The sequence below is a fragment of the Sciscionella sediminilitoris genome (assembly GCF_000737195.2).
GTDB lineage: Bacteria > Actinomycetota > Actinomycetes > Mycobacteriales > Pseudonocardiaceae > Sciscionella > Sciscionella sediminilitoris.
Window position 1 is genome coordinate 21,183 of the sequence record NZ_JALM01000064.1, and the last position, 20,960, is coordinate 42,142.

Here is a 20,960-nt window from a genome sequence, read left to right on the forward strand (position 1 = left end):
CGTGACGTTATTCAGGGTCCAGGAACGTATCCGAGACTCTTGTCGACGATATTGCGCAGTTCCGCTCCGGCGATCCAGCGCTCGAAGTTGTCGGCGAACAGTTCCGCGAGCGCATCCTCCCATCCGATGAAGTCACCGGACATATGGGGTGAGATGAGCACATTCGGCATCGTCCACAGCGGAGAGTCACCCGGCAGCGGTTCGGTGGCGAACACATCCAGTGCGGCACCGGCGATTTCCCCGTTGCCGAGCGCCTCGACGAGTTCGGGCTCGGCGACCAGTTCCCCACGCCCGACATTGATGAACCGCGCGGTCGGTTTCATCGCGGCGAACGCGCGTGCGTCGAACATGCCCCGGGTGCGATCGGTCAGCGGGGCCAGGGCGACCACGTAGTCCGCCTCCGCGAGCCGCGCGGGCAATTCCTCGTCGCTGTGCACCACACCGAAGTCCGGATCACTGTCCCGCGCGGTCCTGCCGATCCCGGAAACGCGCATGCCCGCCGCACGCAGCAACTGCGCGGTGGCCCTGCCGATCGGCCCGGTTCCCGCGATGAGCACGGTCCGCCCGGTGATCCGTTCGGTTTCCCGGTGCCGCCATTCCCCGGAACTCTGCAACCGGAAATTGCCCGGAAAATCTTTCGCAAACGCGAGAATCGTGCCGAGCACGAATTCGGCGATCGAGGACTCGAAAATGCCACGCGAATTCGTCACCGTGACATCGGATTCGACGAGTTCGGGGAACATCAATTTGTCGACCCCGGCCGCCGCGATATGAATCCAGCGCAGATCCGGACCGTCCTCGAGAGCTCCCCAGGCCTGCCGGGTCGCATCGGAGAGAAAGTCCCACAGGAAAAGGGCATCCGCCCCCTCGAGCGCCTCGGCCAGCCCGGCCGCGTCGGTGTACCGTACCTCGGCGCGCGGCTCGACCCGCTCCATGGCGGAGGGACGGCCTTTTTCGCAGAGCACGACCAGTTTCGGTGGATGATGATCTGGGGAAACCCGCACATTGACACGCTATGAGTTGATCGTATGATTGTCAACAATCCGCGGGTTCACCACCCAGGGGAGCAACCGACCGTCGATACGAACCTGGAGGTGAGCGAATGGACCTGACCGTGTGCGAGCAATTCGACGGCTTCGAGGGCCCGCTCGCGCAGCGCGGCATCGGTATTGTCGCACCGTACGATCTCGCACTCGACCGCGAACTCTGGCGCTTTGTGCCCGCCGAGGTCTCGCTGCACTTTGCCCGCACACCCTACGAGTCCGGCCAGATGGACATGGACATGGCGCAGGCGCTGCGCAATCCGACCCATCTCAAAGCCGCCACCCGTGATCTGCTGCACATCGAACCCGAGATCATCAGCTACCTGTGCACCTCGTCCACCTTCGTCAACGGCGTCGCGGGTGAACGCGAGTCCTGCGCGGTGATGCGCGAGGCGGGCGCCCCGGACGCGCTGACCACCTCGGGCGCGCTCGCCGAGGCCGTCTCGGAACTGAACCTCACCAAGATCGCCGTGGTGACCCCCTACTACGCCGATGTCACCGCGAAGCTGCACGACTACCTCGGCGAGCTCGGGGTGGAGACCGTGGCCAGCGAACACCTCGGCCTCGGCGGCGGGATCTGGCGGGTCAACTACCGCACCGTCGCCGAACACATGCTCCGGGTGGACCGGCCCGACGCCGAGGCGATCTTCGTCAGCTGCACGAACCTGCCGACCTACGACGTGATCGAGCCCCTCGAGCAGACCCTCGGGAAACCCGTGCTCACCGCGAACCAGCTCACCATGTGGGCCACCCTGCGCCGGATGCACCTGCCGACCGTCGGCCCGGGCGGATGGCTCTCCGAACTGGCCTACCCGAACCCGCAGACCTCGACTCCCGCGGCAAGCTGAGAAAGGACGATTCGAGTGACCGTCGTTGGATTCATCTACCCCGATCACGCCGCCGAAGACGACTACCCCTCGGCGGAGGCGCTGCTCGACGGCGTGCGGCTGCACGTGGCGCACACCTACGGGACCGATCTGCACGCCATTCCCGAGCTGCTCGATCTCGGCAGCCCGGACAAGCTCGCCGGTGGCGCGGAGCAGCTGGCCGGGCACCGTCCGGACGCGGTGGTCTGGGCCTGCACCTCGGGCAGTTTCGTGTTCGGCACCGAAGGAGCGCGCCAGCAGGTCGAGACGCTGCGTGAGACCACCGGGGTGCCGACGACGAGCACCTCCTTCGCGTTCACCAGCGCGGCCAAGGCACTCGGGCTGCGCAAGGTCTCGGTCGCGGCGAGCTACCCCGCGGACGTGGCCGACCGGTTCCGCCAGTTCCTCGCCGATGACGGCATCGAGATCGTCAGCTTCGCCAGCGCCGGGATCGACACCGCCGCCGAGGTCGGACAGCTCAGCGATGAGCAGGTGATCGAACTCGGACTCGCCAACGATCACCCCGATGCCGACGCGGTGCTCATCCCGGACACCGCGATGCGCACGGTGCTGCTCGTCGACGAACTGGAGCGGCGCCTCGGCAAACCGGTACTCACCGCGAACCAGGTGACCATCTGGGAAGGACTGCGGCTGGCCGGGCACACGAAACCGGCCGAGGGACTCGGCAGGCTCTTCCGTGACGGGGCGCTGGTGTAGCCATGGAACTCGACGTGGAACCGGTCGCGAGAGAGTCGACAGCCGGGATCATCGCCCGCCAGCTGCGCGCGGCGATCACCACCGGCTCGCTCGCGCCCGGTGCCCAGCTGGGCGAGGCCGAGCTCGCGAACCAGTTCCAGGTGAGCAGGGGCCCGTTGCGGGAGGCGATGCAGCGTCTCGTGCAGGAGGGGCTGCTGCGCAGCGAGCCGCACCGCGGCCTGTTCGTGGTCGACCTCGAACCCGAGGACGTCTACGACCTGTACGCGGCGCGCACCGCGATCGAGTCGGCGGCGGCGATCCGGGTGATCCGCGCCGATCCACGGCCGGTCGGTGAGCTCTGGACCGCGCATGAGCGCATGACCTCTGCCGCCGACCGGGAGGACCCCGCCGCGGTCAGCGATGCCGATCTGGAGTTCCACGAGCGCCTGGTGGCGCTTTCCGGATCGAAGCGGCTCGCCAGGATGATGCGCACTCTGATGGTGGAGACGCGGATGTGCCTGACCGCGCTGCAGCGCACCTACGCGGATGTGCGGGAGCGGGTCTCCGAGCACGGGGCGATCATCGAGGCGATCGCCGAGGGGGATGAACGGCTGGCCACCGCGCTGCTCGAACGGCACATGGAGGACGCGGTGCGCAGGCTCGCACCGGGCACCTCACTGTTCACCAGCAGGTCCGAGGGGTAGGTATTCCCCGTAGAGGCGCCAGCCGGACGCGGTCGGCTCCCAGTGCAGGAATTCGTTCTCGGGTTCCGGGTCGAACCGCTGATAGTGGTCGGCGAGGATCTCGTTCGCCGTGTTGACCTCGCGGAACACCTTCGCCACGGCGGCGAGCAGTTTCCGTGGCCCGGTGGCGATCAGCGGTGGGAACCTGGCCCGCGGCAACAACGCGCGGTGTTCGTCTCGTGTGTGCATGTGACCATCCTGCGCCGGTCACCGAACGGGCAACAGTGGCTGAATGGACAGGTATCACGAATATACTGCCACCATGTTGCACAAGATCGCGGTCCTCATCGGACGGCACACCGCCCCGTTCGAGCTCGGCGTGGTCTGCGAGGTGTTCGGGGTCGACCGCAGCGATGACGGCCTTCCCGTCTTCGACTTCGCGGTCTGCTCGCAGCACGCCGAGCCGCTGCCGTGGACCGGAGGGCTCAGCCTGAGCACCCGGCATCGGCTCGAGCACGCCGCGGACGCCGACCTGATCGCGATCCCCGGCGGTTACCTGCCCAACGAGCAGCCGACCGCCGAGCCGATCCTGGAGACCCTGCGTGCGGCCGTCGACCGGGGCGCCTACGTGCTTTCGGTGTGCACCGGGGCCTTCGTACTCGCCGAGGCCGGGATTCTCGCCGGACGCGCCGCGACGACCCACTGGCACCACCTCGAGCGGTTCCGCGCCCGCTACCCCGATATCGAGATCGAACCCGACAAGCTCTACGTGCAGGACGGTCCGGTGATCACCAGCGCGGGCACCGCGGCGGGCATCGACGCCTGCCTGCACCTGGTGCGCACCGAACTCGGGGCCAGCGTGGCGAACGGGATCGCCCGCCGCATGGTCGTCCCGCCGCACCGGGACGGCGGCCAGGCGCAGTTCGTGGACACCCCGGTGCCGCACGCGCCGACCGAGGACGACACGATCGCCGCGCTGCTCGAATGGGTTCCCGCGCACCTGAACCTGCGGCTGTCCGTCGAAGACCTCGCCACCCGCGCGCACATGTCCGAGCGCACCTTCGCCCGCCGGTTCACCAAGGCCACCGGCACCACCCCGGCGCGCTGGATCGCCGGACAGCGGGTGCTGCTCGCGCAGCGGCTGCTCGAGGACGGCGAACTGGACGTGGAACGGATCGCCACGCGCTGCGGGTTCCCGAGCGCGGAGCTGCTGCGCCACCATTTCACCCAGATCGTGGGCACCACGCCGAGCCGGTACCGCCGTCAGTTCCGCCGCGCCGGTTGAGCCATCTCCGTCCGGCCCCGGCGCAGCCCGTCCAGCACGAGGGTGATGACATCGTCGGCCTCGGCCCGCCAGCCGGGGCGGTCATGGGCCGCACCGATGCCGTGCAGCGCCATCAGCACGGCACCGGCGTCCACGTCGTCACGGACGGTGCCGTCCCGCACGGCGGCGGCCACCAGGTCGGTGACCGCCTGCTCCAGCGCTCGGCTGCCCTCGGCGAGGTCACCCGAGCGATCGGCCATGAGCGTGGCCAGGGTCCGGGCCAGACCCGTGTGGGCATCGATGTGGTCGACCATGCCGCGCAGGAAGGCCGCCAACGCCTCCGCCGCGGGCAGCGTGGCCTGTAGCCGGCGGGCGCGGTCGCACAGCCCGGCGACCTCCTCGTGGTAGACCGCCTCGGCCAACGCCTCCCGGGTGGGGAAATGGCGGTACAGCGTGCCGGTACCCACCCCGGCCAGCCGAGCGAAGTCATCGAAGCGCAGGTCGAAGAATTCTCCGGCGTCGAAGACTTCCCTGGCCTTGGCGAGCAGGGCCTCGCGCTTGCGCCGGGCGTCGGCCCGCAGCGGCTTGTCGGCGGTCATGCGTTGCCTCCCATTGACAAGTGGAGATGACCTCCATATCTTGGAACTGGAGATAATCTCCAAATCGAGCGTACCCCACGAGGTGCACCGTGAAGATCCTGATGTTCGGCCGAGGCGTGATCGCCACTGCCTACGGCTGGGCCCTGGAACGGGCCGGGCATGACGTCGAGTTCTACGTCCGGCCGGGCCGCGCGGCGGCATACGGAGACGTGGTGAACCTCGACCTGATCGATATGCGCCGCCGGGTGCGGGGAAAGCGCGTCGCCGAGAAATGGCCGGTGCGCTACCGCGAGGCGCTGGAGCCGGACCACGACTTCGACCTGATCGTGCTCAGCGTGCCGCATCACCGCCTCGCGGACGCGACGGCCTTCCTGTCCCCGCGGGTCGGCCAGGCCACGGTGCTGGTCTTCGGCAACCTCTGGACCGAACCGCTCGCCGCGATCGGCGCACTCCCGCCCGACCGGATCGCCTGGGGCTTTCCCCAGGCCGGTGGCGGTTTCGGCGCCGATGGCGTGCTCCGGGCGATGCTGCTGCCCTCGGTCATCTTCGGCACCCTCGGCCAGCCCCCGACCGAGCGGGAACTCATCGTGCGCCAGGCATTTCGCGAGACCGGGCTCCGGATCAACGAGCGACCCGACTTCCGCGGCTGGCTGTGGGTCCATTTCGTCTCGGATGCCGGTATGTTCTCCCAGGGCCTGCGGCGGGGTTCGCTGTCCGAACTGGCCGGGGCAAGGGACGACCTGCGCGAGGCGCTGCTGGCCGGCCGCGAACTGCTGCCGCTGCTCACGGCGCGCGGCATCGACCTGCGACGGCACCGGGGCGCTCTGCTGCCGTTCCGGGCACCCACCTGGCTGACGGCCCCCGCACTCGCCTGGCTGACTACTCATGTCCGGCCCGCGCGCGTGAGCCTCACGATGCACGACGACCCCGACGCCGAGGAACCGCGCGAGGTCTGCCGGGACACCCTGGCCGAAGCACGACGGCTGGGCATCCCGGTACCGCGACTGCAAGCGGCGGAACCGCACTTCGCCCGCGAGGAGACGGGGCGCGCCTGAATCCGCCCGCTGTCGACCACCCCGGAACCGGAAACTCCCGCGCGGACCGGGTTCGCGCGGGAGTTTCCGGCAGGAGATTCAGAAAACGATCACGGCTCCGCGATCGCCACGTACTTGGTCTCCAGGAATTCCTCGATGCCGACCCGGCCACCCTCGCGGCCGAGACCGGACTGCTTCACCCCGCCGAACGGGGCGGCCGGGTTGGAGACGAGCCCGGTGTTGAGCCCGACCATGCCGGTGTCCAGGCGCTCGGTGACCCGCAGCGAACGGTTCAGGTCCTGGGTGAACAGGTAGGACACCAGGCCGAACTCGGTGTCGTTGGCCGCGGCGATCGCCTCGTCCTCGGTGTCGAACACGGAGATCGGCGCGATGGGGCCGAAGATCTCCTCGCTGGCCATCCGGGATTCCGGGGCCACCTCGGTGAGCACGGTCGGCTGGTAGAAGTGCCCGGCTCCCTCGTTCGCGGCGCCCCCGGTGAGCACCTTGGCGCCGCGCGAGACGGCATCCGAGACCAGGGTACCGACCTTCTCGATCGCATCGGTGTCGATGAGCGGACCGATGGCCACCCCGTCCTCCACCCCGGGGCCGACCTTGAGCGCGCCCATCCGCTCGGCGAGCTTGCGGGCGAACTCCTCGGCGACCCCGCGCTGCACGTAGAACCGGTTGGCCGCGGTGCAGGCCTGGCCGATGTTGCGGGTCTTGGCGACCATCGCACCCTCGATCGCGGCATCGATGTCGGCGTCGTCGAACACCAGGAACGGGGCGTTGCCGCCCAGCTCCATCGAGGTGCGCAGCACCTTGTCCGCGGACTGCTGCAGCAGGATCTTGCCGACCGGGGTGGAGCCGGTGAACGAGACCTTGCGGGCCCGCCCGTCGCGCAGGATCGGCTCGCACACCGCGCCCGGGTCGCTGGTGGTGACCACGTTGAGCACGCCGTCGGGCAGCCCGGCCTCTTCGAGGATCCCGGCGAGCGCGAGCATCGAGAGCGGGGTCTGCTCGGCGGGCTTGATCACCATGGTGCAGCCCGCGGCGATGGCGGGCCCCATCTTGCGGGTGCCCATGGCCATCGGGAAGTTCCACGGGGTGATCAGCAGGCAGGGCCCGACCGGCTGGCGCAGCACGAGGAACCGCCCGGTGCCCGAGGGCGCGGTCGCGTAGCCGCCGTCGATGCGCACGGCCTCCTCGGCGAACCAGCGGAAGAACTCGGCCGCGTAGAGCACCTCGCCCCGCGCCTCGGCCAGCGGCTTGCCCATTTCCAGGGTCATCAGCAGCGCGAGGTCGTCGGCGCGGTCCACGAGCAGCTGGTATGCCCTGCGCAGGATCTCGCCGCGCTCCCGCGGTGCGGTCGCCGCCCAGGAGGGCTGCGCCGCGTGCGCCGCCTCCAGCGCGGCGAGCCCGTCCGCGGTACTCGCGTCCGCGATCGAGCACAGGGTTTTCTCGGTCGCCGGATCGGTGACGTCGAAGGTCTTGCCTTCCGTGGCACTACGCCACTTCCCGCCGATCAACAGCTGCTTCTCCACGGCGTCCACAACGGCCGTCTGGCGGTCCTGACCTGCCATCACCACTTGCCTTTCCTCAGCCTTCGCTCGAAATCAGCTCGAAACTGCGCTTTTTCGGGGTACGCCTTGACTCTATCGCCCGCGTACATGGCATGCTATGCACGATTGTCAACAATCGACAACCCGGTACCAGTATCCGATCCAGGGAGCAGAGATGGCGAGCCTTTCCCCACTACTCAAGCAAGCGACGCCGGTCGTAGTCGACCACGGGGAGGGTGTGTATCTCTACGACACGAACGGGCGGCGCAACCTCGACTTCACCTCGGGCATCGGGGTCACCGGCACCGGGCACTGCCACCCGAAGGTGGTCGCGGCGGCTCAGGAGCAGGTCGGCAAGCTGATCCACGGGCAGTACACCACGGTGATGCACCAGCCGATGCAGAAGCTCACCGAACGGCTCTCCGAGGTGCTGCCCAGCGGGCTCGACTCGATCTTCTACGCCAACTCCGGCAGCGAGGCCGTGGAGGCCGCGCTGCGGCTGGCCCGCCAGGCGACCGGCCGGCCGAACATCATCACCTTCCAGGGAGGCTTCCACGGCCGCACCGTCGCCGCCGCCTCGCTGACCACCTCCGGGGCGAAGTTCCGCGCCGGGATCTCCCCGGTGATGTCCGGGGTGCACGTGGCTCCGTTCCCGTACGCCTACCACTACGGCTGGGACGCCGAGACCACGACGGACTTCGCGCTGCGCGAGCTGGATTACCTGTTCGCCACCCAGACCCCGCCCGGCGACACCGCGGCCTTCCTGGTGGAGCCGATCCTCGGCGAGGCCGGCTACATCCCGACCAGTGAGCGGTTCCTCGCCGGGCTGCGCGAGCGCGCCGACAAGTACGGCATGCTGCTGATCTTCGACGAGATCCAGACCGGTTACGGGCGCACCGGGAAGTTCTGGGGCCACGAGCACTTCGCGGGCAAGCCGGACATCATCACCATCGCCAAGGGACTGGCCAGCGGCTTCCCGCTGTCCGCGATCGCGGCGAACTCCGAGGTCATGGGCAAGGCCTACCCGGGAACCCAGGGCGGGACCTACGGCGGGAACGCGGTCGCCTGTGCCGCGGCACTGGCCACCCTCGACGTGATCACCGAGGAAGGCCTGGTGGAGAACGCGGCGGCGCGCGGGAAGCAGCTGCTGGACGGCGTCCGGAAGCTCGCCGAGCAGTACCCGCAGATCGGCGATGTACGCGGGCACGGGCTGTTGCTCGCCTGCGAGTTCGTGGACGCCGAGAACAAGCCCGACGCGGCGACCGCGGTGGCCGTGCAGCAGGCGGCCGCGGACAACGGCCTGCTCACGCTGAACTGCTGCCCCTTCGGCAACGGCGTCCGGATGCTCCCGGCGCTCGTGGTGACCGAGGAGCAGATCGAGGAAGGCCTCGAGCTGTTCGGCCAGACCCTGGCCAAGGTGCTCGGCAGCTGAGCACCCCGACGACCGCACGCGAGGAGAGAGCGAGTCAATGAGCAAACGGATCCGCATCAGCCTGGACAAGCGCGGGGTGTCCTGCGTCGCCCGCCTGCTCGAGGACGAGGCGCCGCGCACCTGTGCCGCGGTGTGGGACGCGCTGCCCCTTTCCGGGCAGGCCTACCACGCCAAGTACGCGCGCAATGAGGTCTACACGCTGGTGCCGCCGTTCGTGCAGCAGCAGCCGGGCAAGGAGAACCCGACGATCACGCCGATCCCCGGCGATGTGTGCTACTTCGGGTTCGAGCCGTGGGAGATCGGCAACCCCGCCTACGGTTACGAGCCGGGCAGCGAGGCACACGCCGCGCAGGGCGCCACCGATCTGGCGATCTTCTACGGCCGCAACAACCTGCTGATCAACGGGGACGCGGGCTGGGTTCCCGGCAACGTGTTCGCCACCATCGAGGAAGGCCTCGAGGACATCGCGAACGCCTGCCAGGACCTGTGGCTGCGCGGGGTCGAGGGCGAGACCATGACCTACGCCCGCCTCTAGGTATCCCTTTCAGGGCAACGGGAACGGCCCGGCGCGTGCTGACGCGCCGGGCCGTTCTCTTGTGCCGCCCCGGTCTTGCTATTCTCGGTCTACGGCGGTGGGGCTCGCCGAACCAAACCGTGGCGGAATTGCGCGTCACCGACGGTCCCTGTGTGAACGGGAACCGAGGAGAACCATGCCCACACCACCCTCGCGCGGTCTGCTGTTGTGTGTCATCGCGCTCGGCGGCGGGATCGGCGCGCTCGCCAGATACGCAGCCGGAGTGCTGTTTCCCGGGACACCCGGCGGATTCCCGCTGACCACGCTGCTGGTCAACGTCCTCGGCTGCGCCCTGTTCGGCGCGCTCTCGGTGCTGCTCACCCATCGCGTGCGGCATCCGCTGGCCCGGCCGTTCTTCGGCACCGGACTGCTCGGCGGGTTCACCACCTTCTCCACCTCGGTGGTCGACGCCGAACAGCTGCTGCGCGCCGGGCAGCCAGGGCTCGCGCTGCTGACCCTGTTCGGCACGCTGCTCGCCGCCCTGCTCGCGGTGTGGCTCGGTGTCGCGGTGACCGAGCGGATACTCACCGAGCGGGCGCCCGCGGGGGCGCGATGAGCTGGGTCCTGGTCTTCCTCGGCGGAATGCTCGGAGCTCCGCTGCGTTACCTCACCGACCGATTCGTCCAGCGCCGCACCGGAAGCCGGTTCCCGCTCGGCACGATGGCGGTGAACGTGCTCGGCTCGCTGGTGCTCGGCCTGCTCACCGGCCTGGCCCCGAGCACCGAATGGCAGCTGTTCCTCGGCACCGGCTTCTGCGGCGCGCTGACCACCTACTCCACGTTCTCCTACGAGACGCTGCGGCTGGCCAAGGAGAACGCGCGCACCCTCGCCATGGCCAATGCTCTGCTCAGCGTGCTCGTCGGGCTCGGTGCCGCGGTGCTCGGCTTCGGCCTCGCCGCGCTGTGGACCTAGGGACGCAACCCGGCGAGCACGAAGTCGGCGATCTCCGTGCCGAGTTCCCGCGGGGTCTTGCTGCCGTCCGGCCGGTACCAGAGCGGCAACTGGTTCACCACGCCCATCGCGACCTGGACGACGGTGTCCGCCGGAACCACGGCGCTGAACTCACCCGACTGCTGGCCCCGCTCGATGACCGTGCGGACGTGCTCGTGGAACGCCCTGCGGTCGGCGCGGAAATTCGCGTTGTGTTCCTGATCCAGCTTGTGTGATTCGCGGAAGAAGACCAGGGCCTCCTCGGCGTTGTCCGCGGTGCTCTGCACGACCCCGACCACGATTTCGCGCACCGTCTCCGCCGCGGACAGCCCGCGTTCGGCGATCGCGGTCAGTTCCGCCTGCTGCCTGCCGATGATCGAGCCGTAGATCTCGTAGAGCAGGTCGTCCTTGGAGCTGAAATGGTGGTACAGCGCGCCTTTGGTCACCCCGGCGTCGGCCACCACTTCCTGCACGGTGGTCGCGTCGAAGCCGCGCTCGGCGAACAGCCGGACCGCGGAACGCAGGATCCGGGTGCGCATCGGGGCAGGCGGGGTGCTCGCGAGCTCGCTCATCGCCCACCCGCCGGGGAGAGTTCGCGCGCCAGCTCGCTGAGGTCCGAGCCGGTCGGCACGATGGCGATCACCGGAGTGTCCAGCCCGTTGTCCACGTATTCCCGCACCCGCTCCCTGCAGTACTCCACCGGTCCGTGCAGCACGAGCTCGTCCACGACGGAATCCGGGATCGCCAGATTCGCGCCGCGACGATCACCGGCCGCCCATTTCTCCCACATCGGCCCGAGAATATCCCCGCGCCCCAGCCATTGCTGGAATTTCGCGTAGGCCGGAACGGTCAGGTAGCTGGAGATCATCAGCCGCCCGATACCGCGCGCTGCCTCCGCATCCTCGGTCGGGCACACGAAAATCCGTGCGGCGAGCTCGGTTTCCGGACCGACGACCGCCCGTACCTTCGGCACGTCCGTTGCGGCCAGCCAGTTCGTGATGGCCCCGTCGGCCGACCCCGCGGCGAGCCGGAGCATCCCGGGACGCAGGGCGGCGAGCATGATCGGCGGGGCGACCGCGGGCGGGTTCTCGAGTGCGAACTTCTCCACCGCGAAGCTCGGATACCGTTCGCTGATCTTCTCCCCGGCGAACGCGCGGCGCAGGAAATCGAGCGTGTCCCTGGTGCGCGCCATCGGCTCGGTGAACGGGATCCCGTTCCACTTCTCCACGATCGCCGGGGAGGAGGCGCCGATCCCGAACACGAACCGCCCCGGTGCGAGATCGGCGATGGTCGCCGCGCTCATCGCCAGCAGGCCCGGTCCCCGGGTGTACACCGGAACGATCGCGGTACCCAGGCGCAGATTCGGCGCCCATTGCGCGGCGAGCGCGAGCGGGGTGAACGCGTCCGCGCCCACCGTCTCCGCGGTCCACAGATCCGTGTAGCCGAGATCGGGAAGCGATTCGATCAGTGCCCGCTGTTCGGCGAGCCGCACCCCGGTCAGCGGGATCGTCAAACCCCATCGGGACATTCTCTGCCTCCTACGCGATCTGCGGGCGCACGAGCGCGCCGCCGTCCACCACGAGCGTGTGACCGGTGAGCCAGGAGGACTGTTCGCCCGCGAGGAACAGCACGGCATTCGCGATGTCCTCGGGTTCACCGATCCGCTTGAGCGGCATCGCCTCCGCGATCCGCTCCTCGTGCTCCTTCCACAGCGCCTCGGCGAGCTTGGTGCGCACGATTCCCGGGGCGATGGCGTTCACCCGGGCCTTCGGCGCGAGTTCCGCGGCGAACTGCCGGGTCAGGTGCATGACCGCGGACTTGGTCGCGTTGTAGAAGCCGATTCCCGGTTCGGTGGCCAGGCCGCCGATCGAGGCGATGTTCACCACCGCGGCCGGTGCCCCGGAGCGTTCGGCCATCGCCGCGTGCCAGGCCGCCTTCGTCCAGGCCACGATCGACCACTGGTTCACCTCGAAGGTCTTGCGCGCGCGTTCGGCGTCGATGTCCACCATCGGCCCCATGTAGGGGTTCGTACCGGCGTTGTTCACCAGCACGTCGAGCCCGCCGTACGCTTCGACCGCGGCCTCGACGGCCTCCCGCGCCTGCTGGTCGTCGGCGGCGTGCGCGGCGCGCGGGAGTACCCGCGCCTCCGGGTGCGCCGCACGGATCTCCTCGGCGACCTGGTCGAGCCCCTCCTGCTTGCGGGAGCACAGCACGACGTTCGCGCCGCGCTCGGCGAACGCGAACGCCGTCGCCCTGCCTATCCCCCGCGAGGCGCCGGTCACCAGCGCGGTCTTGCCCGCGAATTCCCCTGTCGCCATGCTCGGTCCCTTCTGTTCGCGTTGACGTTGTGCTGCTCGCTGCCTACCGTACAACGTGAACCGACTGGTCGGTATGGGATCACGGTAAGCAGAGGAGGACGCGGGCGTGCGCATCGAGGACAAGGTCGTCGTCATCACCGGCGGAGCGGGCGGCATCGGCTCCGCGCTCGCGCGCCGGTTCGCCACCGAGGGGGCGCGCGGGATCGTGGTCGCCGACCTGGACGAGGCGGGCGCGGCGGCCACCGCGGATGCGGTGCGCGCGGCCGGGGGTGCGGCCGTGCCGACCGCGGTCGACGTCAGCCGGGAGGAGAGCGCGGCCGAACTGGTGAGCCTCGCCGAGCGGGAGTTCGGTCCCGTCGACCTGTTCTGCGCGAATGCCGGGGTGACCTCCGGGGCCGGGATCGAGGCGAGCGCGCAGGACTGGGCGCGCGCCTGGTCGGTCAACGTGCTGCCGCACGTGTACGCCGCGCACGCGGTGCTGCCCTCGATGCTCGACCGCGGGGCCGGTTACCTGCTCAACACCGCATCGGCGGCCGGACTGCTCACCGCGTACGGGGACGCGCCGTACAGCGTCAGCAAGCACGCCGCGGTGGCCTTCGGCGAATGGCTCGCGGTCACCTACGGCGATCGGGGCATCGGGGTGAGCCTGCTGTGCCCGATGGGGGTGCGCACCGGGATGCTGCTGCCCGGGATCGAGGCAGAGGACCCGGCCGCGCTCGCCGTGGCGAACAGCGGCGCGCTGCTCGAGCCCGATCAGGTCGCCGAGACCGTCCTCGAAGGGCTCGCCGAGGAACGGCTGCACATCCTCCCGCACCCGGAGGTGGCCACCATGTACGCGCACCGGGCCGCCGATCCGGACCGCTGGGCCGCGGGCATGCGCCGGTTCTACGGCGGCGGGCGCTGATCGATCAGCGCCCGGCGACCAGCGAGGCCACCTCCTCAGCGCAGCCGTAGGCCATGGTGACCCCGGAACCGCCGTGCCCGTAGCAGTGCAGCACGCCATCGGCGCCGAACTCGAGGCGCACCTCCTCCCGGGTGGGACGCAGCCCGACCCGGTCGGTGAGCACCCGCGCGGTGCCCACTGCCGGGACCTCCTCCGCGCAGCGGCGCAGAATCCGTTGTGTGACAACGGGATCGGGCTCGGTGTCGGCGGACTCGAACAGCGTGCCGCCGCAGATCACGGTGTGCTCGCGGGGAATGACGTACATCGGCTGCTCGCCGTCGATATCGTCCACGATCCATTCCTCGATCCCGCACTGTTCGAGCACGACGATCTGCCCGCGCATCGGCGTGATCCGCTCCCCCGCGACGAGCTCCTCGGCGGCCCGCCCGGTGCAGTTCACCACGAGGTCCGCCCCGGTGATTTCGTCCAGCCGGGCGACCCGCCCGCGTTCCAGGGAAACCCCGCGCCCGTGCAGCATTCCGGCCAGCCAGGGCAGGTGGATCGACATGTCCACCACGGGCACCGTCACCCGCACCCCGCCGGGCACCCGCTCGTACTCGCCGACGTGCCGCAGCCAGGACGGTTCCTCGCCCCCGCACCGTTCCACCCCGGTGCGCATCCGCACCCCGGCGCCCGGAACCCCGGCGAGCTCGCGCAGCACCGCGAGCCCGCGGGTGCCCCAGCCGAGCACCCGCTCGTACGGCTCGGCGAGATAGGGCAGCCACAGCGCGGCGGCGGCAGCGGATGTGGTCTCCTCACCGAACCTGTCGGCGAGCACCCGGACCGTGTGGCCCTGTTCGGAAAGCCGCAGTGCCGCGGTGAGCCCGATGACGCCCGCCCCGACGACGGTGATCCGCATCTACCGCACCTCCAGCGCGCGTTTGATCCAGTCCAGTTGGAACAGCAGGAAATGCTCGGCGCTCTCCTCGTCGGTCGGTGACATGTGGGTCACGCCCGGCATCGGGATCATCGCGTGCCGCCGGCCCGCCTTGAGCAGTGCCGCGGACAGCCGCAGTCCGTGCGCGGCGAACACGTTGTCATCGGCGAGACCGTGGATGATCAGCATCTCGCTGCGCAGCCCGCTCGCCTCGTCGGTGAGCGAATTCCGTTGGTACACCTGCGGATTCTCCTCCGGCGTGCCCAGATAGCGCTCGGTGTAGTGGGTGTCGTAGAGCCCCCATTCGGTGACCGGGGCGCCGACGACCGCCGCGTGGAACACATCCGGGCGGCGCAGTACCGCGAGCGCGGAAAGGTAGCCGCCGTAGGACCAGCCACGGATCGCGACCCGGCCGAGATCCAGATCGGCACAGTGCTCGGCGGCCGCGTGCAGCGCGTCGACCTGATCGGCGAGGGTGACCTCGGCGAGCTCGTGGTGGATCGCCCGCTCCCATTCCGGGCCACGACCGGGAGTTCCGCGACCGTCGGCGATCAGCACGGCGAATCCCTGGTCGGCGATCCACTGCGGCGTGGTGAACGCGTTGGCCACGGCGAGCACTCGCTGCGCGTGCGGGCCACCGTAGGGATCCAGCAGCACCGGCAGCTTCGTACCGGGCACGTGATCGCTGGGCAGCAGCAGCGCGGCACGCAGCCCGCGCTCGCCGAGCTCGAGCAGTTCCGGCTGCGGCTTCAGCGGCGGGGCGACGGCCAGCGATTCCAGTTCCAGCGCCCGGGATCCACTGTGGACGGTCGCGCGCACCCCGGCCTCGTCCAGGCCGAGCGAGGTGAGCACGAACGCGTCACCGCGGCGGGTCCCTCCGTTCACACCCTCCACAGTGGACAGCTGCTGCACGCTGTCCGCGTCCACCCGGTACACGTGGATCCTGGTCGGATCGCCCATCGATGCGGTGCACAGCACGTCCTTGCCGACATCCAGGACCGAGCGCACCTGCATCCCGTCCGGGGTCACCGCTCGGTCGTCGAGGAAGAGCCGGTAGGCCCCGTCCGCGGCGCGCACGGTGACCAGTTCACCGGAGGCGGTCCACGCGGGAACCCCGTCCACCAGGTCGACCCACACCGGATCGGTCTGTTCGTAGTGCAGTTCGGTACGGCCGGTGTGCGTGTCCACGGTGCGGAACTGCAGGCTGCGCTGATCGCGGGACTGCACGGCGAGCAGCGGCGCGCCGTGCTCGGACCAGTGCACCGCGGCGAGGTATTCGTGCGTTTCCCGATCCCACTCGACCGGGATTCGTTGCCCGTCAAGGGAAATCAGGGTCAGCGAGACTTCGGCGTTCACCGATCCCGCCGCGGGATAACCGACCGTGCGCGCCGGGGACTGCGGATTCGCCGCGTCCGCGATCGTCCACTGCGGCAACGCCGTGGCGTCCACCCGCGCGGCGAGCAGCCACCGCCCGTCCGGGGACCACCAGTAGCCGCACGAGCGCCCCATCTCCTCCGCGGCGACGAACTCGGCGAGCCCCCAGCTCACCCCGTCCTCCCCGGCCAGTTCCCGGTCCCCGGTGCCGTCCGAGCCGATCACCCGCAGCCTGCCCTCGCTGACATAGGCCACGTGCGCCCCGTCCGGGGACGGCCGCGGGTCCACGATCGCCTGCGCGGTCGGCAGTTCCCGGACCCGGCCCGCGCCGAGCTCCACCACGTAGCAGCGCCCGGAGAGCGCGGCCACCGCGATCCGGTGCTCGGCATCGCAGGAATAGCCCTGTACCCCGGAGCCCCGGGTGCGGGACCGCTCGCGCCGCGCGCGCTCCTCGGCGGGCAGTTCCTCCTCGGTGCCACCGAGCGCGGCCGGGTCGAGCAGACAGGTCTCGGTGCCGCTGGCCACATCGAAGCTGTGCAGCCGGTGCACCGGATCGGTCCCGGAGGCCGAGCGCAGGAACAGCACGCGCGAACCGTCCGGGGAGATCTGGAACGTTCGCGGGGTACCGAGGGTGAATCGTTGTGTACGGGCCTGCATGCGGGGAAACGAATCGCTCACCCCCGCAGCCTCGCAGACCACGGAACCGCCCGGTAGCGCCCCCGGGTCCACACAAGGATTCATGACCATATCGGCATGATCGCGCAACAGATCGCCGCAATGCGCAAAGAAACCCGGCTGAAACAACCGTCGGCACCGCCTAGCCTCTAGCCTATGACCATGACCGAATCCCGCGCCGCCGATTTCCTCGCCCTCGATGAGCACTACTCCGCGCACAACTACCACCCGCTCGATGTGGTCATCAGCGAAGGAGAGGGTGCCTGGGTCACCGATGTGGAGGGCAAGCGCTACCTCGATTTCCTCGCCGGCTACTCGGCGCTGAACTTCGGTCATCGCAACCCGGCGCTGACCGAGGCGGCGATCGCCCAGCTGGGCAAGGTCACGCTGACCTCGCGCGCGTTCCACCACGACCAGTTCGGGCCGTTCTGCCAGGAACTCGCCGAGCTGACCGGAACCGAGATGGTGCTGCCGATGAACTCCGGCGCCGAAGCGGTGGAGTCGGCGGTCAAACTCGCCCGCAAATGGGCCTACCAGGTCAAGAAGGTGCCCCAGGACGGCTGCGAGATCATCGTCGTCGGGGAGAACTTCCACGGCCGCACGACCACGATCATCTCCTTCTCCACCGACAACACCGCGCGCGCCGATTTCGGGCCGTTCACCCCCGGATTCCGGGTCGCGAAGTACGGGGACATCGACGAGCTCGCCGCCCAGTTCACCGAGCGCACCGCGGCCGTGCTCATCGAACCGATCCAAGGTGAGGCGGGGGTCGTCGTGCCACCGGCCGGGTACCTGGCCCGGGTCCGCGAGCTGTGCGACCGGTTCGGCGCGCTGTTGATCGCCGACGAGATCCAGTCCGGGCTGGCGCGCACCGGAACCCTGCTCGCCCTGGACCACGAAGGCGTGCGCGCGGACCTGTACACGCTGGGCAAGGCGCTCGGCGGCGGGATCCTCCCGGTCTCCGCGGTGGTCGGCAGCGCGGATGTGCTCGGCCTGCTCAAGCCGGGCGAGCACGGCTCCACCTTCGGCGGGAACCCGCTCGCCTGCGCCGTCGGCCGCGCGGTCATCGGGCTGCTGCGCACCGGCGAGTTCCAGGAGCGCTCCACCCGGCTCGGCGCGCGCCTGCACGCGCGGCTCGGTGAACTGGTCGGTTCCGGAGTCGCCGAGGTGCGCGGGCGCGGGCTCTGGGCCGGGGTGGACATCGCCCCTGGCGGGCCGAGCGGGCGGGAGGCCTCGCAGGCGCTCGCGCAGCGGGGCGTGCTGTGCAAGGAAACCCACGGCAACACGCTGCGCATCGCTCCCCCGCTGGTGATCGAGGAATCCGACCTGGACCGGGGCATCGACGCGGTCACCGAGGTGGTCGCCACGTAGTCTCGATGGCATGCGCCGGACCACGAGCCTGTCGATCACCGTTCTCGGCTTGCTCGCGGTCACCGGCGTGCTCGGGGCCGTCTTCGCCGGGCAGCACTCCCCGAGCGCACTGGACGCCTGGTTCTTCACCACCCTTGCCGGGCCGGCGGGAGCGGATCCGGGCTGGCGTTCGGTGCTGCTGACCTTCAGCATGCCCACCCTGGTCTACGGGGCCGCGCTGCTGCTCGCCGGGTATCACCTCTACCGCAGGCGGTTCCGGATCGCGGTACTCGCGGTGTGCGCTCCCCCGCTCGCGGTGCTGTGCTCGAGCGTGCTGCTCAAGCCGGTGTTCGACCGGCACTACGCGGGCAACCTGTGCTATCCGAGCGGGCACACCACGCTGCTGGTGGCCACGCTGACCGTGTTCGTGCTGGCGCACCGCAGGTTCGGCTACCCCGCGGTCCCGCTCGCCCTGATCGGCGCGTTCGGGCTGATCGCCGGGCGGTACCACTACCTCACCGACACGATCGGCGGGGCGGCGCTCGGCTGCGCGGTCGGCCTCGGGTTGTACGCGCTCAGTCTTCGTCTGCGCCCGCGTCCCTGGACAGGGCGATCAGCCGGGAAATCGCGCGCAGATACTTCTTCCGGTACCCACCGGCAAGCATCTCCTCGGTGAACAGTTCCGGGATCGGTTTGCCGGACACCGCGACCGGGATCGCCCGGTCGTAGAGCCGGTCGGCGAGTGCCACGAAGCGCAGCGCCACATCCTGGCGCCCGATCGCGTGCGTCTGGGAAAGGCACACCAGCTCGACGCCGTCCAGCAGCACCCCGTACTTGGACGGGTGCAGCGTGGCCAGGTATTCGCACAGCTCGTCGAAACCGTCCAGGGTCGCGCCCGCGGTGGCCTCCGCGCGGGCACGCAGCCGCGCGTCGTCACTGGGATCGGGGGCCTCGGGGAGCCCGCGGTGCCGATAGTCCGGCCCGTCCACCCGCACCACGTCGAACCGGCTGGCCATGGCGTGGATCTCGCGCAGGAAGTCCTCCGCGGCGAACCGGCCCTCACCGAGCTTGCCCGGCAGAGTGTTCGAGGTGGCCGCGATCGAGACCCCCGCATCGGCCAGCTCCGAGATCAGCTTGGTCACCAGCATGGTGTCACCGGGATCGTCCAGCTCGAACTCGTCGATCGCCAGCAGCCGGTGCCCGGACAGTTTCTCCACGGCGGTACGGAAGCCGAGCGCTCCGACCAGATTGGTCAGCTCCACGAAGGTGCCGTAGGCCTTCTCCCCCTCGGTGGCGTGCCAGATCGAGGCGAGCAGATGCGTCTTGCCCACCCCGAAACCGCCGTCCAGGTAGAGTCCGCGCCCCTGTGCCTTGCTCGCCCGGCCGAAGACCTTGCGCAGCTTGGATTCCCGCGGCGCGCCGAGGCTGCGCGCGAAGTCCGCGCAGGCGGTGACCGCCTCGGCCTGGCTCGGTTCCTCCGGGTTCGGGATGTAGGTGTCGAACCGGACCTTGTCGAACCGCGGCGGGGGCACCATCGAGGCGATGAGCGCCTCTGGGGCGATGGACGGGCTCCGCTCGCTGAGCCGGGCTGTGGACATATCTCCACCGTAGAGCTGCGATTTCCACCACAGCGACGCGCGTCCGGTTTACGCTTCTCCCGTGCTCACCCCACCGATCAAGCCCATGCTCGCCAGCCCGGTCAAGCGGATCCCGGACGAGCCCGGCTGGCTGTTCGAGCCGAAATGGGACGGCTACCGCTGCCTGGTGTTCCGCGAGGGCGACGAGATCTTCATGCAGTCGCGCTCGGGCAAACCGCTGCAACGCTACTTCCCGGAGATGCTCACCGCCTTCGCCGAGGCGCTTCCCGAGCGGATCGTGCTCGACGGGGAGCTCATCGTCGCGCTGAACGGGAGGCTGGATTTCGACTCGCTCTCCGAACGGGTGCATCCGGCCCGCAGCCGCATCGAACTGCTCGCCGAGACCAAACCCGCCCAGTTCGTGGCCTTCGACCTGCTCGCACTCGGGGATGCGGACGCCCGCGGCGAACCGGTGCGCCAGCGCCGCGAGGCACTGAGCACGCTGGAGTTCACCACCGAGCGGGTGCACCTCACCCCGGCCACCGAATCCGCGGCGACCGCGGGTACCTGGTTCGAGCTGTTCGAGGGCGCCGGACTGGACGGGGTGATGGGCAAACGGCTCGACTCCCCGTATCAGCCGGGCAAACGCAGCATGGTCAAGATCAAGCACTCGCGCACCGCGGACTGCGTGCTCGCCGGACTGCGCTGGCACGTGGACGGCGAACCGGGCGAGCTGGTGGGTTCGCTGCTGCTCGGCCTGCACGATTCGCACGGCGTGCTGCACCACGTCGGGGTGGTCGGCTCCTTCCCGGTCGCGCGGCGGCGCGCACTCGCCGAGGAACTCGCCCCGCTCATCTCCGGCGGCGAGGCGGACCATCCCTGGCTCGGTCCCGGGGCCGAGGACGGCCGCCGGATCCCCGGTGGGATCAACCGCTGGCGTTCCGAGGAGCAGCCCTGGGTTCCGCTGCGTCGCGAACGGGTACTCGAGGTCTCCTACGAGCACACCGAGGGCGGGGTGCCGAGCAGGTTCCGGCACAACGCCCAGTTCCTGCGCTGGCGCCCGGACCGGGAACCCGATTCGTGCACCTACGAGCAGCTCGAGGAACCGGTCAACTTCGACCTGGACGCGGTGCTCGCCGGCCGGGTGCGGGCCCGCTGAACCCGGC

The 20,960-nt window shown here is 69.8% G+C and carries 23 protein-coding genes; 13 read left to right on the forward strand and 10 right to left on the reverse strand.

What is annotated here, in order from left to right:
- Positions 1-11 precede the first annotated feature (11 nt).
- Entirely contained in the window at positions 12-1,004 is a 993-nt protein-coding gene (locus AD72_RS23210; protein ID WP_425480783.1) for a D-2-hydroxyacid dehydrogenase, read from the reverse strand.
- 98 nt (positions 1,005-1,102) lie between these two features.
- On the opposite strand from AD72_RS23210, the gene AD72_RS23215 reads away from it, so the two are divergent.
- Genes AD72_RS23215 through AD72_RS23225 form a run of 3 tightly spaced genes read left to right on the forward strand, consistent with a single transcriptional unit; the run spans position 1,103 to position 3,309 of the window.
- Entirely contained in the window at positions 1,103-1,891 is a 789-nt protein-coding gene (locus AD72_RS23215) for a maleate cis-trans isomerase family protein (protein WP_037347093.1), read from the forward strand.
- Positions 1,892-1,906: 15 nt separating this feature from the next.
- Positions 1,907-2,626, forward strand: coding sequence for a maleate cis-trans isomerase family protein (locus tag AD72_RS23220; RefSeq protein WP_031468683.1), 720 nt, complete (start codon positions 1,907-1,909; stop codon positions 2,624-2,626).
- 2 nt (positions 2,627-2,628) lie between these two features.
- Positions 2,629-3,309, forward strand: coding sequence for a GntR family transcriptional regulator (locus AD72_RS23225; RefSeq protein ID WP_031468684.1), 681 nt, complete (start codon positions 2,629-2,631; stop codon positions 3,307-3,309).
- Here the strand turns inward: AD72_RS23225 and AD72_RS23230 are convergent.
- Entirely contained in the window at positions 3,280-3,537 is a 258-nt protein-coding gene (locus AD72_RS23230; RefSeq protein WP_031468685.1) for a hypothetical protein, read from the reverse strand. The genes AD72_RS23225 and AD72_RS23230 overlap by 30 nt on opposite strands.
- Before the next feature lie 73 nt (positions 3,538-3,610).
- Here AD72_RS23230 and AD72_RS23235 point away from each other — a divergent pair, with 73 nt between their 5' ends.
- The gene (locus AD72_RS23235) at positions 3,611-4,573 is read left to right on the forward strand and encodes a GlxA family transcriptional regulator (RefSeq protein ID WP_031468686.1); all 963 of its coding nucleotides are present in this window, start codon (positions 3,611-3,613) and stop codon (positions 4,571-4,573) included.
- Here the strand turns inward: AD72_RS23235 and AD72_RS23240 are convergent.
- Positions 4,552-5,151: a TetR/AcrR family transcriptional regulator gene (locus AD72_RS23240; protein WP_031468687.1), complete on the reverse strand. Its 600-nt coding sequence runs from the start codon at positions 5,149-5,151 to the stop codon at positions 4,552-4,554. The genes AD72_RS23235 and AD72_RS23240 overlap by 22 nt on opposite strands.
- Positions 5,152-5,240: 89 nt before the next feature.
- Here AD72_RS23240 and AD72_RS23245 point away from each other — a divergent pair, with 89 nt between their 5' ends.
- Entirely contained in the window at positions 5,241-6,206 is a 966-nt protein-coding gene (locus AD72_RS23245; protein ID WP_031468688.1) for a ketopantoate reductase family protein, read from the forward strand.
- A gap of 89 nt (positions 6,207-6,295) precedes the next feature.
- On the opposite strand, the gene AD72_RS23250 is transcribed toward AD72_RS23245, so the two are convergent.
- Positions 6,296-7,765 (reverse strand): NAD-dependent succinate-semialdehyde dehydrogenase, encoded by a 1,470-nt coding sequence (locus AD72_RS23250; protein ID WP_031468689.1) that lies wholly within the window; start codon positions 7,763-7,765, stop codon positions 6,296-6,298.
- A gap of 154 nt (positions 7,766-7,919) precedes the next feature.
- On the opposite strand from AD72_RS23250, the gene AD72_RS23255 reads away from it, so the two are divergent.
- The 4 genes from AD72_RS23255 (at position 7,920) to crcB (ending at position 10,662) form a co-directional block, all read left to right on the forward strand.
- Positions 7,920-9,176 (forward strand): aspartate aminotransferase family protein, encoded by a 1,257-nt coding sequence (locus AD72_RS23255; protein ID WP_031468690.1) that lies wholly within the window; start codon positions 7,920-7,922, stop codon positions 9,174-9,176.
- A gap of 37 nt (positions 9,177-9,213) precedes the next feature.
- Positions 9,214-9,711, forward strand: a complete 498-nt coding sequence (locus AD72_RS23260; RefSeq protein WP_031468691.1) for a DUF3830 family protein — start codon at positions 9,214-9,216, stop codon at positions 9,709-9,711.
- Positions 9,712-9,886: 175 nt separating this feature from the next.
- Positions 9,887-10,306 (forward strand): fluoride efflux transporter FluC, encoded by a 420-nt coding sequence (locus tag AD72_RS23265; RefSeq protein WP_031468692.1) that lies wholly within the window; start codon positions 9,887-9,889, stop codon positions 10,304-10,306.
- The gene (crcB, locus tag AD72_RS23270; RefSeq protein ID WP_031468693.1) at positions 10,303-10,662 is read left to right on the forward strand and encodes a fluoride efflux transporter CrcB; all 360 of its coding nucleotides are present in this window, start codon (positions 10,303-10,305) and stop codon (positions 10,660-10,662) included. Before AD72_RS23265 ends, crcB begins: the two co-directional genes overlap by 4 nt.
- On the opposite strand, the gene AD72_RS23275 is transcribed toward crcB, so the two are convergent.
- The 3 genes from AD72_RS23275 to AD72_RS23285 are packed head-to-tail and all read right to left on the reverse strand — an operon-like array spanning position 10,659 to position 12,998.
- Positions 10,659-11,252 carry a TetR/AcrR family transcriptional regulator gene (locus AD72_RS23275; protein WP_031468694.1) on the reverse strand — a complete coding sequence of 198 codons (594 nt, stop codon included), beginning with the start codon at positions 11,250-11,252 and terminating at the stop codon, positions 10,659-10,661. The two genes, crcB and AD72_RS23275, sit on opposite strands and share 4 nt — an antisense overlap.
- Positions 11,249-12,208 carry an LLM class F420-dependent oxidoreductase gene (locus tag AD72_RS23280; RefSeq protein ID WP_031468695.1) on the reverse strand — a complete coding sequence of 320 codons (960 nt, stop codon included), beginning with the start codon at positions 12,206-12,208 and terminating at the stop codon, positions 11,249-11,251. The genes AD72_RS23275 and AD72_RS23280 overlap by 4 nt, the downstream gene beginning before the upstream one ends.
- A 10-nt stretch (positions 12,209-12,218) precedes the next feature.
- The gene (locus AD72_RS23285) at positions 12,219-12,998 is read right to left on the reverse strand and encodes an SDR family oxidoreductase (RefSeq protein ID WP_031468696.1); all 780 of its coding nucleotides are present in this window, start codon (positions 12,996-12,998) and stop codon (positions 12,219-12,221) included.
- Between the two features lie 106 nt (positions 12,999-13,104).
- Here AD72_RS23285 and AD72_RS23290 point away from each other — a divergent pair, with 106 nt between their 5' ends.
- Entirely contained in the window at positions 13,105-13,902 is a 798-nt protein-coding gene (locus AD72_RS23290; RefSeq protein ID WP_031468697.1) for an SDR family oxidoreductase, read from the forward strand.
- Between the two features lie 4 nt (positions 13,903-13,906).
- On the opposite strand, the gene AD72_RS23295 is transcribed toward AD72_RS23290, so the two are convergent.
- Both AD72_RS23295 and AD72_RS23300 read right to left on the reverse strand, forming a co-directional pair.
- Complete coding sequence (locus AD72_RS23295; RefSeq protein WP_031468698.1) at positions 13,907-14,800, reverse strand: FAD-dependent oxidoreductase; 894 nt, start codon at positions 14,798-14,800, stop codon at positions 13,907-13,909.
- Positions 14,801-16,849 carry a S9 family peptidase gene (locus AD72_RS23300; RefSeq protein WP_031468699.1) on the reverse strand — a complete coding sequence of 683 codons (2,049 nt, stop codon included), beginning with the start codon at positions 16,847-16,849 and terminating at the stop codon, positions 14,801-14,803.
- Between the two features lie 174 nt (positions 16,850-17,023).
- On the opposite strand from AD72_RS23300, the gene rocD reads away from it, so the two are divergent.
- Positions 17,024-18,238 carry an ornithine--oxo-acid transaminase gene (rocD, locus tag AD72_RS23305; RefSeq protein WP_031468700.1) on the forward strand — a complete coding sequence of 405 codons (1,215 nt, stop codon included), beginning with the start codon at positions 17,024-17,026 and terminating at the stop codon, positions 18,236-18,238.
- A 10-nt stretch (positions 18,239-18,248) separates the two neighbouring features.
- Positions 18,249-18,893: a phosphatase PAP2 family protein gene (locus AD72_RS23310; RefSeq protein ID WP_031468701.1), complete on the forward strand. Its 645-nt coding sequence runs from the start codon at positions 18,249-18,251 to the stop codon at positions 18,891-18,893.
- Here AD72_RS23310 and zapE read toward each other — a convergent pair.
- On the reverse strand, positions 18,793-19,815 hold the full coding sequence (gene zapE, locus AD72_RS23315; protein WP_031468702.1) for a cell division protein ZapE: 1,023 nt from the start codon (positions 19,813-19,815) through the stop codon (positions 18,793-18,795). The genes AD72_RS23310 and zapE overlap by 101 nt on opposite strands.
- A gap of 61 nt (positions 19,816-19,876) precedes the next feature.
- Between zapE and AD72_RS23320 the strand changes: the two genes are divergently transcribed.
- Positions 19,877-20,953 carry an ATP-dependent DNA ligase gene (locus tag AD72_RS23320; RefSeq protein ID WP_255357178.1) on the forward strand — a complete coding sequence of 359 codons (1,077 nt, stop codon included), beginning with the start codon at positions 19,877-19,879 and terminating at the stop codon, positions 20,951-20,953.
- Positions 20,954-20,960: the final 7 nt, after the last annotated feature.

What these genes read in the sequence shown, in the direction of transcription:
- AD72_RS23255 (WP_031468690.1), top strand. Translation starts at nt 7,920, where the DNA reads ATGGCGAGCCTTTCCCCACTACTCAAGCAAGCGACGCCGGTCGTAGTC.
- AD72_RS23285 (WP_031468696.1), bottom strand. Translation starts at nt 12,998, where the DNA reads ATGGCGACAGGGGAATTCGCGGGCAAGACCGCGCTGGTGACCGGCGCC.
- AD72_RS23295 (WP_031468698.1), bottom strand. Translation starts at nt 14,800, where the DNA reads ATGCGGATCACCGTCGTCGGGGCGGGCGTCATCGGGCTCACCGCGGCA.
- AD72_RS23300 (WP_031468699.1), bottom strand. Translation starts at nt 16,849, where the DNA reads ATGCAGGCCCGTACACAACGATTCACCCTCGGTACCCCGCGAACGTTC.
- AD72_RS23265 (WP_031468692.1), top strand. Translation starts at nt 9,887, where the DNA reads ATGCCCACACCACCCTCGCGCGGTCTGCTGTTGTGTGTCATCGCGCTC.
- AD72_RS23275 (WP_031468694.1), bottom strand. Translation starts at nt 11,252, where the DNA reads ATGAGCGAGCTCGCGAGCACCCCGCCTGCCCCGATGCGCACCCGGATC.
- AD72_RS23260 (WP_031468691.1), top strand. Translation starts at nt 9,214, where the DNA reads ATGAGCAAACGGATCCGCATCAGCCTGGACAAGCGCGGGGTGTCCTGC.
- AD72_RS23235 (WP_031468686.1), top strand. Translation starts at nt 3,611, where the DNA reads ATGTTGCACAAGATCGCGGTCCTCATCGGACGGCACACCGCCCCGTTC.
- AD72_RS23225 (WP_031468684.1), top strand. Translation starts at nt 2,629, where the DNA reads ATGGAACTCGACGTGGAACCGGTCGCGAGAGAGTCGACAGCCGGGATC.
- rocD (WP_031468700.1), top strand. Translation starts at nt 17,024, where the DNA reads ATGACCATGACCGAATCCCGCGCCGCCGATTTCCTCGCCCTCGATGAG.
- zapE (WP_031468702.1), bottom strand. Translation starts at nt 19,815, where the DNA reads ATGTCCACAGCCCGGCTCAGCGAGCGGAGCCCGTCCATCGCCCCAGAG.
- AD72_RS23310 (WP_031468701.1), top strand. Translation starts at nt 18,249, where the DNA reads ATGCGCCGGACCACGAGCCTGTCGATCACCGTTCTCGGCTTGCTCGCG.
- AD72_RS23240 (WP_031468687.1), bottom strand. Translation starts at nt 5,151, where the DNA reads ATGACCGCCGACAAGCCGCTGCGGGCCGACGCCCGGCGCAAGCGCGAG.
- AD72_RS23215 (WP_037347093.1), top strand. Translation starts at nt 1,103, where the DNA reads ATGGACCTGACCGTGTGCGAGCAATTCGACGGCTTCGAGGGCCCGCTC.
- AD72_RS23280 (WP_031468695.1), bottom strand. Translation starts at nt 12,208, where the DNA reads ATGTCCCGATGGGGTTTGACGATCCCGCTGACCGGGGTGCGGCTCGCC.
- AD72_RS23230 (WP_031468685.1), bottom strand. Translation starts at nt 3,537, where the DNA reads ATGCACACACGAGACGAACACCGCGCGTTGTTGCCGCGGGCCAGGTTC.
- AD72_RS23250 (WP_031468689.1), bottom strand. Translation starts at nt 7,765, where the DNA reads ATGGCAGGTCAGGACCGCCAGACGGCCGTTGTGGACGCCGTGGAGAAG.
- crcB (WP_031468693.1), top strand. Translation starts at nt 10,303, where the DNA reads ATGAGCTGGGTCCTGGTCTTCCTCGGCGGAATGCTCGGAGCTCCGCTG.